The organism is Pseudomonas sp. BP11-1-1, from assembly GCF_052112105.1.
Taxonomy (GTDB): Bacteria; Pseudomonadota; Gammaproteobacteria; order Pseudomonadales; family Pseudomonadaceae; genus Aquipseudomonas; species Aquipseudomonas alvandae.
The window spans coordinates 15269-31710 of record NZ_JAUTYU010000032.1; the positions used below are offsets into that span (position 1 = coordinate 15269).

General features: G+C 59.3%; 8 protein-coding genes. 1 reads left to right on the forward strand and 7 read right to left on the reverse strand.

Features of this window, described 5'->3' with window-relative positions; genetic code table 11:
• Positions 1-106: 106 nt before the first annotated feature.
• Positions 107-7138 carry a TcdA/TcdB pore-forming domain-containing protein gene (locus Q7C33_RS28640; protein WP_407684576.1) on the forward strand — a complete coding sequence of 2344 codons (7032 nt, stop codon included), beginning with the start codon at positions 107-109 and terminating at the stop codon, positions 7136-7138.
• A 73-nt stretch (positions 7139-7211) separates the two neighbouring features.
• On the opposite strand, the gene Q7C33_RS28645 is transcribed toward Q7C33_RS28640, so the two are convergent.
• The 7 genes from Q7C33_RS28645 to Q7C33_RS28675 form a co-directional block, all read right to left on the reverse strand.
• Positions 7212-7808, reverse strand: a complete 597-nt coding sequence (locus tag Q7C33_RS28645; protein ID WP_258648810.1) for a MarC family protein — start codon at positions 7806-7808, stop codon at positions 7212-7214.
• A gap of 63 nt (positions 7809-7871) precedes the next feature.
• Positions 7872-10646 (reverse strand): hybrid sensor histidine kinase/response regulator, encoded by a 2775-nt coding sequence (locus Q7C33_RS28650; protein ID WP_030138021.1) that lies wholly within the window; start codon positions 10644-10646, stop codon positions 7872-7874.
• Between the two features lie 102 nt (positions 10647-10748).
• A complete protein-coding gene (gene purD / locus Q7C33_RS28655) occupies positions 10749-12041 on the reverse strand; it encodes a phosphoribosylamine--glycine ligase (RefSeq protein ID WP_030138022.1) in 1293 nt (430 codons plus the stop codon).
• Between the two features lie 151 nt (positions 12042-12192).
• Positions 12193-13800: a bifunctional phosphoribosylaminoimidazolecarboxamide formyltransferase/IMP cyclohydrolase gene (gene purH, locus Q7C33_RS28660; RefSeq protein WP_249876297.1), complete on the reverse strand. Its 1608-nt coding sequence runs from the start codon at positions 13798-13800 to the stop codon at positions 12193-12195.
• Positions 13801-13883: 83 nt separating this feature from the next.
• Positions 13884-14204, reverse strand: coding sequence for a DNA-binding transcriptional regulator Fis (fis, locus tag Q7C33_RS28665; RefSeq protein WP_025211617.1), 321 nt, complete (start codon positions 14202-14204; stop codon positions 13884-13886).
• Positions 14201-15208: a tRNA dihydrouridine synthase DusB gene (gene dusB, locus Q7C33_RS28670; RefSeq protein WP_407684577.1), complete on the reverse strand. Its 1008-nt coding sequence runs from the start codon at positions 15206-15208 to the stop codon at positions 14201-14203. The genes fis and dusB overlap by 4 nt, the downstream gene beginning before the upstream one ends.
• A 185-nt stretch (positions 15209-15393) precedes the next feature.
• On the reverse strand, positions 15394-16442 hold a 1049-nt coding region (locus Q7C33_RS28675), incomplete at its 5' end, for a DUF3426 domain-containing protein (protein WP_407684578.1).

Here is a 16442-nt window from a genome sequence, read left to right on the forward strand (position 1 = left end):
TTGATAAGTTTTTACTTGGTTGAATCTTGGGTGTCAGTTTGTTGGTCAGTGCTTGTTGCTCTGGCTTTGCTCGGCTGCACGCCTGCAATAAAAGGAAGTATTGTAAGTGAGCGAGACTCAGTCGTTGTCAGTAGATAATTATGTCGATTTTGTTGATTTGTTGAAGTTGAAGGAGATCGATCAGCTGTTAGTTCCATATCAGGGCACTCCCGAATATGACGCGGTGCATCGTTATTATGCCAGCTGTGTCGCCTTGAGGGATTCTGCGCAATTGCTCGAGCCCCTGGGCCTGCTAAAGCAGGCGTTGGGCGATCTGCAGGGGCGTAGCCGAGTACGCCGTACGCCAACGGAGCCCGATAGTTCCGGGGCTGCTGGCTTGACAGGGATTTACAATAAGCTGGAGGGCTTTGAAGCACGGTTATACAACAATATCGAGCGGCTCCCCGCCACCGCGGTGCCAAAGAAATTGAACTTCGTTTGGCTAGGAGGAGGATTGGGTGACATTCAACTCGATTACCTGCGTATCTGGAAGAGCGTCATGCCGAACGACTACGCCATAAATGTCTGGTATGACAAAGACGGTTTATTGGCTCACGAAACCACGCGGATTATTGTCGAGGCGGCAAAGGCAGATACTTGGTTAAATGAAGCGGACGCCATCAGTTCGCCTGACAGTTTGGCTGACCATTATGAGGCACGAATCACCGCGCTTAAACGCCAGATGTACATGCACGTCAATCGAGCGTTGAAGCAGAACAAAAGTGCGGATGAGGCACGCATCGATCTACTGGTGCGCGGGTATGGTTGTGATGGAGATGTTCTGCGCGCGCTGAAAGATAAAAACGCGCACATCATGCGCAGCCTTGATCGCGAAGGGCTGCGATTGCGCAATATCAATGAACTCCAGACGTATTCTCGATTGGAAGAGTTTTACAATCGTGAAATGTCCTTGCGCGGAAATCTCGCGACAGCCTCGGACATTGTGCGGCTGCTGGTGGAGCACGATGAGGGGGGCGTCTACAGCGACGTGGATTTCTTGCCGTCGTTTGTTCAGGAAATCGCGGGTATCAATGCCAACCAACTGGCGAAAAGCGCTCGGTTGGGCGTATTGCAGTTGTTGTTGAACAATAACCCCCAGTGGATGCCGGGCCGTCAGGCACTGGTCGGTCGCTACACAGATTTCACCTCACACATTCCCGTGGAGCATCGCGAGATGTTGGAGCGGTTCGCAAAAGGTAGCCCATCCCTGGATCAGGTATTTGCTCCGTTCCAGGAAACCAGCGTTCCGACGGACAGTTTGCGATTGGCATTTATCGAGGGGGGCGAGTCCAATGCGCTAATTGTCAGCCACCCCCACTCGGCTCCGCTCGAAACCATCCTCCAGCGCATCGAGACCCACTATCAGGCCTTGCTAGCCGTGGAGCGAGAAGCCGCGAGGGCCAATGACGTATTTCATGGGGTCGACCTCATGAAGATACTAAAGGACGAGTTCGGTATCGTTGATCTAAAAGCCGGTAATGAAGACTACCGGGCCATGAGTTTGTATAAGGGGATTGCCGACTATTTCAGCGATGGCATCCGTCCCGGGACTGAGGGATCGATATTTCTGACAGGACCGGGCGCGCTGCGAGCGGGGCTGCTGGAGTATGAAAGCAGGGTCTACACACCAAGCGGTGCTAACGCGGTGCGGAATTCCATCAGGTTGGAAACCGGTTTTAGCAACGTCACGGAAGAGGAGCAAGATCATTCCTGGAAAGAAAACGCGAGTCCTGAACAGTGGCTCGAAAAAGAAAAAGGCAATTGGCTAGGCGGTCGATTCCAAGCCCGCTATGCGAAAGATATTGAGCCGTTGCTTAAATACAACAGCCTGGAATTCGATAGCGGCTGGCCCGTGATCGAAGGACGCCATTTGCTGTCCACCGACCTGCTGCAGCACTTGGCCGATGAGTTGGGTGAGCCGTTCATGCAAGCCATGAACAATGGCCATGACGGTGTGCTGACGTTCGACAAGGTCATCCCCCTGGGTTTCGATGATCGTCAAACCATCCTCGCTCAAAACCCCAGCATGTTGCCACCTGGATCGCTGAGTGACCCGCGGACGCAACAATGGTCTGTCGGTGAACTGTTGAATCGGTTCGCCGATGGTCGGGTGAGTGTCGGTCAGCTAAGTCCATTGCAGCGCGTTCAGTTGGGGCCGTTGATTGGAGCCCAGGCATTGGACAATCGCAGCTTCGAGGCCGCTCGACCGAACTTGATCAAACTGGCCGAAAACTTCAGCAAATTGGGCACCGCTGGCGGCTACGCGATGATCGAGCGCGCGCTTTACCAGTACAAGGCGCCGGTATTCATGGCGGGTGTTGCCCGTGCGGCCACGTATTCACCCGAGCGTGGTGAAACCGCGTTGAAACTGAAAAAAGCAGCGCTGGAGCAGCGACTGACGTTGCGTCAGTGGGGCTGGCATGTGGGCAGGGTCAAGCAGTTAGCTGACTTGGAAAACAATACAAGAGTCAACGAACGTGTCGAAGCTGTCCTGAACGGTTTGGATTACGGCGGGATGAAGGTGGCGCCGCAGGATCTACTGCTGTGGGGAGACGGCGAACGATTGGGCGGGCGTTGCTATCCGCTGGCCCTGGTGATGGCTGCCGCATTGTCGGGCGAGCAGACGGCGGTCCGTAGTTTGTTCAACCGATTTTATCTGGCAATTGACGATCGTGAGGCAAGCGATTCGGCAACCTTTTTAAGCAGCCTGGAGTCGTTGCGCGACGTGCAGGTCAGTGAGGTCGGCGAGGCACTGGCGCGCTCGAGTCTGCAGGAAGTCGTAGCTGTTCTGCAGTCCAGGACTGCCACTGCGACGCTGATGCTCAACTCGGATAACCATTCCATGCTGGCAGCCAAGGTGTTTGAGGGCGAGCGCAGCACCTACCATTTTTACGATCCGAATTTTGGTTTGTTCGTATTCGATGATTCGACACAGTTCCACCTGGCGCTTGAACAGTTTTTCGTTGAACAGAAAATGGCCATTGACTACGCCGCGTATGGCGATGCAGGCCATCCAGCTTTCGATCTGATCGAGCTGGAGGGCGCCCGGGTATCGAGCGTGGCGTTGCCTGGCGAAATGACCGTTGCGCAACTGGTACGCCCCGAGGCGTTGCCTGGGCAGCCAGTGCGCCCGATCAGGCAACGAATCGCCAGCGCTCGGGGGCAATCACTCCAGAGCAATCCTCGACTCGGCAGTAGCCTGTTGGCCCTGGATAGCCATTGGTGGGCGCAACAGATCAGTGAGACGACCAATGACCTCCACCAAGCGAACAATCTGGGGGCTCAACTCGTGCCCTTGTTCGATACCTTGGAGGACGTTCCTGGCGGGGGGTACCGGATCACCTTGATAGACCCTGCCAATCCGGCGCAGTTGATGCGGATCAGCACTGACGACCACAGGTTCTTGCGTATAAAAAACTACCTTTCCGAACGTTTCTCGACCTTGGCCAATCACGAGGTCATTTCGAGAGACCCCACGGCGGTAGGCGCTGTCCACACGCTGAACGCCGGTTTCGCCATACAGGCGTTGATGAGCGCACTGAGAGCGCGCGAAGGAGACGGTCGGTCCCTTACCCTGGCGGTGCGGCTGCATGCTTATGTCAATTACACCCAGATGGCTCACGGCGTCATCACTGATATCGCGGCGCTGGTCGGTCTGGTCCGGCAAGCCCTGGCAGAAGAAAAACTGATTGCCCAAGCCGTCGCGCCAGTGGTCAAGGCCTCGGTGGGTGGCCGGATAGGCGAGGGGGTTGGGGCGTTGTTGCAGTTGGCGAACGTCGGGTTCGACATCTACCAATTGTCGACTGCGCGAAATGATGTCGAACGTGCCGAATTCGGTACTCAATTGGCTTTCGACTCGGCGAGCCTGGCGGTAGCGGTTGCAGCTTATGCCGCCGGTGCCACCGCCGGGGCGATACTGGGCGGGGCTGCGGTGATATTGGGAGGGCTTGCGGTGGGGGTGGCCGCGGTGGTCAGGGGGTTTGCGACCATTGCCGAGGAAGCTGAGCAAGTCGGGCTGTTTTTCCTTGACGTCGAAAAGGCGCATCTTGACGCTTATCGCTTTGATCCCGCCCATAATGCCTGGACACCTGGTCCTTCCTTGATCATCGAGACGGTAGATCTGGCGAACGGCGCACTCGGATTGGGTAGTCCAAAGCTATATCCGCTGCACGACCACTTTGGGGTGCCTACGTTCGAGGCGGATTACGCCCGTGCAATCAACATTCGCCAGCAACTGGAATTGCCCAGTCGAATAAAATTCGCGCCGGCTTCTGGCCAGGCTATTGTCCTGCCTTGCACGCCGCAGACCTGTTACGGCTATGCATACAAGGCCTTGCCGTTTTCCAGTTGGCACCTTCCTCCCGGTTTCGACACGGCACGACGCCTGCAGAAGATCAAGCCGGACGGTGGGTGGCTGTTTTTGTGTTCCTTCTATTCGTTTCCCTGCGACCACATTCTCCACCGCCTTCACAGCCCGGACTATCGGCCCACGACAATCGACGTGCTGCTGGACAGTATCGATCGTTCATTGGTGGTGCCCGTTCTACTGCCGAGTTGGCACGGAAAAATCAACTATCGGATCCGGGGAGCCGGCAAGCGATGCGCAGTGCTGATCAATACCGGCGTGAGCCTGAGCCTTGAAGCGCCCGCCCAACTGACTTCAAGCTGGGTATTGGATGCCCCGTGGGCAAAGGAAAGCGACGTGCGGTTTGAAGGTGTCGCCAAACTGTTTATTCGCGACGTTGCCGTATCACTCACCGGAGCGGGGCACCATGGGACCTTGCTACGGCTTTGTGACGACCAAATGTTCAAGGTCGAGGCAGGCCAACTGTCCGCTGTCGAGTTGACCGAGGCGCCAGGAATGGATCAGCAAGCGTTGCACGCACACATGAAGACCTTGGCTCGGCAACATCGCCTGGCGATGCCGTATACGGCGATACATGACTACCTGGTTCCATTCGAGAAACCGGATGAGCCCCGACACGTCACGGCATGGTACGACGGGATGAATGATCGTTTCCTCTACATTCGTGACGAGATACCGGGCGCCGATGAAACGATACTGGGCGCGGTAACCGGCGGTTACGCCTGGTTCTATGACCCGGAAAATGTGCTGGTCTGGCAGGTCGATGCCACTACCGGCGTGTTGGTTCGGCGTTACTGGTTGTGGAGGTCGTTCAGCGAATTCGGCGTGATCAAAAGCCTGGAGGTGGATGAGCAAGGTGTGATTCATATCGTGCAGCAGATCAGTCGCCAAAGCCGCACATATCAAGAGCTGGGTTATGTGATTCACGCAGGAGAATTGCTGCTCATTTCAGCGACTCGAGACGTGGACACTGCGCTGGAGCCTACCATCAGTTCCAGCGAGAAACTGAGGGCCTGGCCCGATGTGCTGGGAGATTATTATGACTATCCACCGTCGTTCGCCGATCAATATCCCTATGAAAACGTCGACTGGAAGCCTGCGCCTTTTGTCTCGGTTTGCTGGAAAAATAATGATCTGAATCGAAACATGGCTTGGATTCGTCGCAGTGACCGGTTGATCATCCGTCCTACGCCTGAACCCGAATATTCTCGAGGCTGGCCCGATTCGATCAAGAACCTGACTGATTTGGTGCTGATCACCCCGACGGACGGAAGCGATTCGTTTGTCATTTACAACAGGCTCATACAACGGCTGTGTCATCTGCAGCGCACCCTGGTAGCGGGTAAAGGACAATGGACCGTTCGATGGTTACCGTCGGACAACCTCAAGGATGTCATCGCTGTTGAGGGTGGTTATGTAGCGATGCGTACCGACGGGTTGTTTTTCACTCTGGCGCCCCAGGGCGAACTGCAATTCGCAGGCCTGAACGAAACGTGGCTCAAGGGCCGGAATCATTGGCTGTCTGAGTTGGCACCGTTGACCAGCCAATACAAAACGAAGCGCTTCGCCATTGTTGGTTTGCTCAATACCAGGGGCGACGGAAATCTATGTGCCTGGTACGTCGATGACAAGTTGTTGCTGAGTGACCTGGGCCAAGGAAAGGAAGTCCGCTTGCTCAACGTGACGCCAGATGGCGAGGCCGCCTGGTTGTTCGATGTTTCAAATGGTGGAGTCTATCGCCAGGCGTTTGTCGACCCGCAGAAATGGGCGGGCGCGTTCGGGCAAGGTGTGCGGTTGCTTCAGGCTGACGCGATACCCGCCGCAGAGCGTGAATGGGCCTCGTATCAATTTGCCGAGTTGACGGTCGAAGGGCCGGGCCTGAAAGGCATCACCCACGAGGGCTTGGTGGTTATTCTGCGGGACCACGAACCCGCGATGATTACAGGCGTTACTCATGAGTGGGTTGTCGCCCAGGGCGACCAGGTGCTTGAAGCGCTTGGGCAGTTGGCGAGGCATCCGTCCCACAGTGCCCTGATGACAGTCGAAGAGCCCGGTAGCCTGGCATGGTTCGTTGCTGGAACCGGGCACATGATCCGGGTCCCCAAAGCGGCCATCCAGCCTTCCTTCGAAGTGCTGGGGACACAGCGACAAACCAACGTACTGATTCATGAAGGCGAACGGGATAAATTGTTGACCCTGCCAGAGGCGAGACAGGCTTGGGCACTCAGTTATGCCCGGCGCGAGGGTGAAGTGTTGGTTGTCGAGGGGGACGACACGGGGCCCATTGATCTGTTGCCGCTGTTGCCCGACGGTATCAAGACCCTGGTACTGCGCATGGGCCAGGGGGCGGTCAGCTACAGGTTGTCCAGGGCATCCTGGTTGCGAATCAACTCGGTCATTCTTGACTGCCGACATTCATTGGCCGGCGCGGGGATGGTTCCTGGCAAACTGGCCTGGGAACTCGATGAGCCGGACCAGTTGCTGCTGAGCCGCGTTGGAGAGCATCTCATGATCATTGATCCGAACAGTGGACAAAGTGTGATCTGCCGTGACGCCTATGCGACAGACAGCGATTTTCATGGGGAAGTCTTACTCAGCTTTGGCAGGAAAGGACGATACAATGTCTCGGCACTGGCCACATGGTTGGGCGCGTCGCCGAATGCTCAGGACGGTACCACGCTCAAGGCATTATTGGCGGTACCGTCGGAGGTGGAGACCAATAACGTGATTTGATTGTTTGCCGCGCAGTGCCTGACCACCGATTCAGGGCGTGACCGTGGCTGTGCGGACTCAGCCACGGTCTGGATCAGGGCGAGAGGTAGCCTTTCACCCCGGTAAAGATGATCTGCGCTGCCAGGGCACAGACAAATAGCCCCATCAAGCGGCTGACGATCTGCAAGCCCTGGTCGCCGAGAATCCGCTCGATGCGGCTGGACAGGTACAGCACCACGCCAACGGTGAAGCTGGCCAGGGCGATGCTGATGATCGCCATGAGCTTGTCGTCCCAGTGTGGCTGGCTTACGCCCATTACCAGCAGGGCGCCGATGGTGCCGGGGCCGACGGTCAACGGAATGGTCAGCGGGACGATGGTCACGTCCTGCTGCACATTATCGGTCTGTACGGCCGATTTGCCTTGGGCCATGCCCAACGCCGAAATGAACAACACGCTGCCAGCGCCGATACGGAAAGCATCCACCGTAATGCCGAACACACTGAAAATCACCCGCCCGAACAGATACAGCAGCACGCTGGAAACCAGCGTTGCGGTCGCGACCTTCCAGGCCAGGCGACGTTGTTCCTTGCGTGAATAGCCACGTGTCAGGCCGATAAAACACGACAGAACGAAGAAGGGGCTGTAGAGCACCAACATTTTCAGGTAAACGCTGAACAGCACGTGAAGCATGGTCGAGGGCTCGGGACGGAGGAAGACGACCGGAGTCTATCAGGCGTTTTGGCGTCTGTCGGCTCAGGACGTATGCGCTGTACGGTTCTGCTGGTCGCGCTGGGCCACCCAATGCTCGATCAACTCGCGCAGTTGCGACAATTCGACCGGCTTGGCCATATGCCCGTCCATTCCTGCCTGGCGTGCGCGCTCCTTGTGTTCGGCCAGGATGTGCGCCGTGAGCGCCACCACAGGCGTGCGGGTCCGCTGGTTGCCAACCTCCCAGGCGCGTAACTGCTGGGTAGCGGAGAAGCCATCGAGAACCGGCATTTCGCAATCCATCAGGACCAGGTCGTAGCGTTGTTCCTTCATGGCCTTGAGGGCTTCTTCGCCGTTGCTGGCCGTGTCGGGTTGCAGGTTGAGCTTGCCGAGCATGCCGCGGATGACCTTGGTGGAAATGGTGTTGTCTTCAGCCACCAGGATGCGGAAGTCACTGGGCACTTTCGCCGGTATGGGCGGGCCTGGATTGGCCGGGACGTTTGGCGCCTGGCCTTTGTTGCGCTGGTTCAGCTCATCCGCCAGGGTGGTCTTGAGCGTATAGCCGGCCACCGGTTTGGCGAGGATGCGCTTGACGCCACTGTTGCGCGCCACGATCTTGCTCGGCGCGTTGCTGATGCCGGTCAGCATGATCAACAGGATGTCGTGGTTCAGGCTCGGATCTTCCTTGATCTTGGCGGCCAATTGCGTGCCGGTCATGCCGGGCATGTTCTGGTCAAGCAGTACCACGTCGAAATAGTCGCGCAGGTGGGCCTTGGTGCGCAGCAACGCCAGTGCCTCCTTGCCCGATGGTACGGCGCTGACGTTCAAGCCCCAGGCGCTGCATTGCTGGACCAGCACCTTGCGGCAGGTATCGTTGTCATCCACCACCAATACCCGCGCCCCTTGCAATGGGCCGTCGAGGTCAGACGTCGGGTGTTCAAGGCGATCTGGGTCCAGCGGCAGGGTCAGCCATAAGGTGCTGCCCTGGCTGCTGCCACTCTTGATGCCGAATTCGCCGTGCATCAGCATGATCAGTTGGCGGGCGATGACCAGGCCCAGGTTGCCCCCCAGGCGCGTGGCCGAAAGGAAGTTCTTGCTGTGCAGTTCCGCATGCATCAGCGTATCGCGCTCCTCGGCGTCCATGGGCGACCCGCTGTCCTGCACGGCGATGCGCAGGCGAGGCTGGTTGCTGCGTTCATCGAGGGCCACGACGATCAGCACTTCGCCTTCGTCGGTTTTTTTCAGGGCATGTTCCAGCAGACTCAGCAGTGCCTGGCGCAGCCTTGTCGGATCACCGCTGATCACCCGCGGCACCTGGGGCTGGATGAAACTGATCAGCTCGACATTCTGCTGTTCGGCCTTGGCGCGGAAGATACTCAGGCAATCCTCGATCAATGCGTTGAGGTCGAACTGCACATCATCCAGTTCGATCTGGCCGGATTCGAGGCGGGAAATGTCGAGGATTTCGTTGATCAGGGTCAGCAATTCGTTGCCGGCGCTGTGGATCGTCTGTACGTAGTCGCGCTGCTTGACCGACAACGGCGTGCCCAGCAGCAGTTCGGTCATGCCCAGCACACCGTTCATCGGGGTGCGAATCTCATGGCTGATCTTCGCCAGGAATTCGGCTTTGGCGTTGATTTCCGCGTTGCTTGCCGCGAGATCGCGGCTGAGACTGAAGCGGTTTTCGTTGATTGACCGCTGTCGTTCACCCAAGGCGACGCTCATCAGCAGACCACTGACGCAGATGAATACCAGCAATGTAACGATCAACCCTTGGGGCGCGACCTCCGTCAGCCCTTGCAGGGCGGGGAGAATGATCAACGTGCCCAGGTTGAACACCACCATGGCGGCGACAAACAGCCGTGCCGGGCGGTAGCCCTTCTGCCAATGCCAGGCGCTGACGAACAGCATGCTCAGGCCGGCCAAGGCCACCAATGCGTAGGTCATGATGTTGAGGGGCAGCGTGTTGACGAACAGGAGCAACAGGCTGCAGAGCATGATGAAGACGATTTCGCCCAGCAGCAGCCGGTTCAGCGGGTGCGGCCCCAGCGGCGCGAAATAGCGATAGGCGAACATCAAGCCGCAGGGCGCTGTCAGCAACAGGGCCAGGTAGGCACCCGGTGTCTGGATCGCCGGCCAGTCCGGCAGCCAGGCGCCTGCCAGGTTCAGCAGCAGTATCAGGCTGAGCATCAGCAGCCCTTCGCAGGCTGCCAGCCACAGGCAACTGCGTGAGCGGGTGTAGGCGTAGCGGGTGAGGTTGTGCAGGATCAGCATTGCGATACAGCCGAACAGCAGCCCATAAACCAGGGTCTGGTTCTGGTTGGCGGCTGCCATCACGGCCGGTTGCAATGAGACGAACGGGCGCAACTCATATCGCGAGGCCAAACGCAGGTAGACGTCGAGTGGTTTATCGCTGCGGGGCAGCGCCAGCATGAAATCGCTGCTGGGCACGGACTGTTCGGTGCCTGCCGTGGCGTTGCCGCTGATCTGCTGATCGACCAGGGTATCGCCGTCCAGCACATAGAGATTCAGGCGTGAGAGGTCCGGCGCGAAGATGCGCAGTATCTGTTCATGCTTGTCGGGTGCCAGCCGGAAGCGCAGCCACAATGCGCCGCCAGGTTCGGCGGCCTTGAGGTGGTCAAGGTCGATGGGGCTGAATTGATTGGTGTAGCGAGCAGAGCGAATGTCGCTCAGTTTCAGATCGCCCTGTTCGTCGAGCAATACCGCCCAGGCACTGCCCGGCGCGGCCTGGGCCGGGAGCACGCAGAGCAGCGTCAGCAGCGTAACGGTCAAGCCTATGGCAATCCTGAGCCAGCGCACGGCGAAATCCCTTCGTAGGTTGATGCCAGATTATAACTATGCGCGGCGCCTGAGCCGACAGGCAAGGGCCATGGACCCTTGCCCGGCTGAATGGCCAGGTTATTACAGGTTTTCGCCACGCTCGCGGGCAATGGCGCGGTAGCCAATGTCCTTGCGATAGAAACAGCCTTCCCAGTCAATCTGCGCGGCCAGCTTGTAGGCCTGCTCTTGAGCGGCACCGACACTCTCGCCCATGGCTGTGGCGCACAACACGCGCCCGCCCGCAGTAACCACTTGGCCATCCTTCAATGCCGTACCCGCGTGGAACACCTTGCCTTCCAATTGTGCCGAGGCATCCAGGCCCTTGATCGCATTGCCCTTGGCATAGTCGCCCGGGTAACCACCGGCGGCCAGGACAACGCCGACGCTCGGACGCGGATCCCATTGGGCTTCAACCTTATCCAGCGCCTGGGCCAGGGCGGCTTCCACCAGCAGCACCAGGCTCGATTGCAGGCGCAACATGACCGGTTGGGTCTCAGGATCGCCGAAACGGCAGTTGAATTCGATGACTTTTGGGTTACCAGCCTTGTCGATCATCAGGCCAGCATAGAGGAAGCCAGTGTAGACGTTGCCTTCCTCGGCCATGCCACGCACGGTTGGCCAGATGACCTGGTCCATGACGCGCTGGTGCACGTCGGCGGTGACCACTGGCGCTGGGGAGTAGGCGCCCATGCCGCCAGTGTTCGGACCGCTGTCGCCATCGCCGACGCGTTTGTGGTCCTGGCTGGTGGCCATCGGCAAGACGTTCTTGCCATCGACCATGACGATGAAGCTGGCTTCTTCGCCATCGAGGAACTCTTCGATCACGACGCGGGAACCCGCGTCACCGAAGGCATTGCCGGCCAACATGTCGCGCACGGCGTCCTCGGCCTCGGCCAGGGTCATGGCTACGATCACGCCTTTACCGGCGGCCAGGCCGTCGGCCTTGATCACGATCGGTGCGCCTTTTTCGCGCAGGTAAGCCAGGGCTGGTTCGATTTCGGTGAAGTTCTGGTAGTCGGCGGTCGGGATCTTGTGGCGTGCCAGGAAATCCTTGGTGAAGGCCTTGGAGCCTTCCAGCTGCGCTGCGCCGGCGGTCGGGCCGAAGCAGTCCAGGCCGCGGGAGCGGAACAGGTCGACGACGCCGGCAACCAGCGGTACTTCCGGACCGACGATGGTCAGCGAGACGTTTTTCTCGGCGAAATCAGCCAGCTGTTCCAGGGCCAATACGTCGATGGCGACGTTTTCGCACTTGGCTTCGATGGCGGTGCCGGCATTGCCCGGCGCGACAAAGACCTTTTGCACGCGGGGATCCTGAGCCACTTTCCAGGCCAGGGCGTGTTCGCGGCCACCGCTGCCAATGATCAAAACATTCATTTCAAAAACCTCAAAACTGTGGGAGGCGCTGCAATCCCCTGTAGGAGCTGCCGAGTAAAACGAGGCTGCGATCTTTGATTTTGCTTTTACAGCCAGATCAAAAGATCGCAGTCTCGTTTCACTCCGCAGCTCCTACAAGGGGAGCGGTGTATCAGTGACGGAAGTGGCGCATGCCGGTGAAGACCATTGCGATGCCGGCTTCATCGGCCGCAGCAATCACTTCAGCATCACGCATCGAACCGCCCGGCTGGATCACCGCAGTGATACCCACCTTGGCCGCATTGTCGATGCCATCACGGAACGGGAAGAACGCATCCGAAGCCATGACCGCACCCTGTACCTGCAAGCCGGCATGTTCAGCCTTGATCGCGGCGATGCGGGCCGAGTTCACGCGGCTCATCTGGCCGGCGCCGACGCCGATGGTCTGGCGGTTCTTGGCGTAGACGATGGCGTTGGACTTGACGTACTTGGCGACTTTCCAGGCGAAGATCAGGTCGTTGATTTCCTGCTCGCTCGGAGCGCGCTGGGTCACGACCTTGAGGTCTGCGCTGCCAATCATGCCGATGTCGCGGCTCTGGACCAGCAGGCCGCCGTTGACGCGCTTGTAGTCCCACGCCGGTGCGCGATCAGCCGACCATTGGCCGCAGGCCAGCAGGCGCACGTTGGCCTTGGCGGCGACGATGGCGCGGGCCTCTTCGCTGACGGAAGGGGCGATGATCACTTCGACGAACTGGCGCTCGACGATGGCCTTGGCGGTCTCGGCGTCCAGTTCACGGTTGAAGGCGATGATGCCGCCGAAGGCCGACTCGGTGTCCGTGGCGTAGGCCAGTTCGTAGGCCTGGCGGATACCGCCCTCGGCGTCCGGGCTCACGGCCACGCCGCACGGGTTGGCGTGCTTGACGATCACGCAGGCCGGCTTGACGAAGCTCTTCACGCATTCCAGCGCGGCATCGGTGTCGGCCACGTTGTTGAACGACAGTTCCTTGCCTTGCAATTGCGTGGCGGTGGCGATGCCGACTTCGGCAGGCTTGGCTTCCACGTAGAACGCCGCGCTCTGGTGCGGGTTCTCGCCGTAGCGCATTTCCTGGGCCTTGACGAATTGGGTGTTGAAGGTGCGCGGGAATTCGCTGCGACCTTCGGTGCTCAGGGTGTCGGCCGCCTGGTTCACGGTGCCCATGTAGTTGGCGATCATGCCGTCGTAGGCAGCGGTGTGTTCAAAGGCCTTGAGCATCAGGTCGAAACGCTGGGCGTAGGTCAGGCCACCGGCCTTGAGGTTTTCCAGGACGCTGGCGTAGTCGCTGGCGTTGACCACGATCGCCACGTCCTTGTGGTTCTTGGCTGCCGAGCGGACCATGGTTGGACCGCCGATGTCGATGTTCTCGATGGCGGTCGGCAGGTCGCAGCCAGGCTTGTTGATGGTGGCTTCGAACGGGTAGAGGTTGACCGCCACCAGGTCGATCGGCTTGATGCCGTGCTCGTTCATGATGGCGTCGTCGATGCCGCGACGGCCGAGGATGCCGCCGTGGATTTTCGGGTGCAGGGTCTTGACGCGACCGTCCATCATTTCCGCAAAACCGGTGTAGTCCGCGACTTCCACTGCGGCAACGCCGTTGTCCTGCAGCAACTTGAAGGTCCCGCCGGTAGAGAGGATCTCGACGCCCAGCTGTTGCAGCTCGCGGGCGAATTCAAGGATCCCGGTCTTGTCGGAGACGCTGATCAAGGCGCGGCGGATCGGCAGGCGGGTGGTCTGGTCGGTCATTTCAAGTTCCATCAAAAGCAAGGGAAGTCAGCAAAAAAGGCGACCGTTTTTTACGCGGACGCCTTTCTGGTTTGATTGAATGCTTACAGCAGATCGTACTGCTTGAGTTTCTTGCGCAGGGTGCCGCGGTTCAGGCCCAGCAGCTCACTGGCCTTGGTCTGGTTGCCCTTGACGTAGTTCATCACGCTTTCGAGCAGAGGCGCCTCGACTTCGGAAAGCACCAGGTTGTACACATCCGTGACGGCAGCGCCCTCAAGGTGGGCGAAATAATTGTGCAGCGCTTTCTCGACACTCCCGCGAAGGGTCTGGCCTTCTTCGCTGGGCGTGTTGAGGTGCTGTTTCAAATTCACGTTGTCGCTCACGGGTGTTATTCCACTCACTAAAGTCTCGGTCATCATCGTCATGCGGCCACCCCTTCGTCCCCTGTCAGGCTCTTGTAACGTTCGGCGAAGAACGCCTGAACGTCGGCGCATTGTGCTTGCGTACCATCCAAACGATTGAAACGGGCGCGAAACTCCCTGGCGCCCGGCAGGGTTGCGAGATACCAGCCCACATGCTTGCGAGCGATGCGTACGCCCATGACTTCTCCATAGAAGGTATGCAGCGCGGCCAGATGCTCTAGCAGAATACGTTCCACCTCGGACAACAACGGCGCAGCAAGCTTTTCGCCGGTGCGCAGATAGTGTTCGATTTCACGAAAAATCCATGGCCGCCCCTGGGCGGCCCGGCCGATCAACAGGCCATCGGCACCGGTCGCGTCCAGCACGAACCGGGCCTTCTCGGGCGAGTCGACATCGCCGTTGGCAAAGACCGGAATCGACACTGCCTGCTTGATCGCGGCAATGGTGTCGTACTCGGCCTCGCCGGTGTACAGGTCGGCACGGGTGCGGCCATGGACCGCCAGCGCCGTGATGCCTGCCTGTTCGGCGATCTTCGCCACCGTCAGGCCGTTCTTGTTCTCCCGGTCCCACCCGGTGCGGATCTTCAGGGTCACCGGCACATCAACTGCGGCGACAACCGCCTGCAGGATCTCGGTGACCAGCGCTTCGTCCTTCAACAGTGCCGAGCCTGCGGCCTTGTTACAGACCTTTTTCGCCGGGCAGCCCATGTTGATGTCGATAATCTGCGCCCCCAGCTCTACGTTGGCCCGGGCCGCTTCCGCCAGCATCTGCGCATCACCCCCGGCGATCTGTACCGAGCGCGGCTCGGGATCACCTTCATGGATCATGCGCAGGCGCGACTTGCGGGTGTTCCACAAACTCATGTCGCTGGTCACCATTTCCGACACCACGAGACCGGCACCCAATCGTTTGCATAACTGACGAAAGGGCTGGTCGGTGACGCCCGCCATGGGGGCGAGGACCAGACCGTTCTGCAATGTATAAGGGCCGATGCGTACCGCCGACATAGGACTTCCCTGAAGTGGGGCCGGATCATGAGACTTCGAAAAAGGGTTGGCATGATACCCGCTCTCGATGACTGGATAAAGGTCGAATTGGATAAAATCTGAACAGCTATTTTGTTATCGCCAGCGGTTTGGTCCGGGCGGGGTGAGTCAGAAAGCTGCCGTCAACGGACCGACCCTGGCGCGTCTCATTCAGGCGAATGGAAGCTCAGGCTGTAGTTCACCGCTTTCGGGCCAGGGTCCAGGATGTCCAGCGCGATATGGATCGGCGTCTGCGGTGGCATTTCCCCCAGGCCTTCAAGGTCGCCGCCCAGGTATTCGCCCGGCTTGAAGCGCCGGCTGGCGATCAGGTGGCCGTTGAGGTCGGCGAAGCGCAGTTCCAGCAGCGGGAAGGGCTGGGAGAAGGGCGCGCGGTTGTAGATGATCGCATCGACAATCAGCGCACCGCTGAATTCCGGATGGCTGCGCACCACCAGGTTGCTGCTCTTGATCTTGGCGATGTCGACCTTGGACGGAACGTCGCAGCCAATGGCCGGACAGATTTGCAGGAACCATGGACGATACTGGTCCTGGCGGGCCAGTTCCTCGAAGTGGTAGGCAATGTACTGGCCGGCCAGGGCTGCGGCCCCCAGCAGTATCAATAGGCTCCAGAGCAGGCGTCGACCCCAGGGCGAACGGCGCTTGCGCCAATCCAGTTGTAGCGGGTCATCGTCCAGGTCCTGAAGGGCTTCGGCGCGTATGCCGGGCTCCTGGCGCTCGCGTTTCCTGGATGACGCTGCCAGTGGCTCCGGTTCGTCGTCCAGGTCGTCAGTGGCTGAAAGGCGTTCGAGATGTTCGTGAGGCTCGTCATCCGGCGCGAGGCTTAGCACAGCGACAGGCGTATCGTCCGGCTCCAGCGGTTCAAGGGCAAGCGACAAGGACGGCTCGGTGCGCGGCGGCCGCGCGGGTTCGTGGGGCTCGAACGGCTCGACAGGCGGCTGGATCGCGGCTTCTGCGCGTTCGATGGGGGATTCGCTGTACAGGCCGTCGACCCATGGCTCCTGCTCGTTCGAGGGATGCTCGCGCTGGGCACTCAGGTTGTCTTCCCGGCGCCGTCCGAACGTGTCCGGAGCACGCTTGTCACGCCTTTCCAGGCGAGCCAGTTCCTTGTCCAGGTCATCGAGGTCCAGCTCGGCGGCGGTCCATTGTTTCTGGCTGATGGCGCGGGGCGGTGCGTCCACGGCAGGCTTGGGGGGTG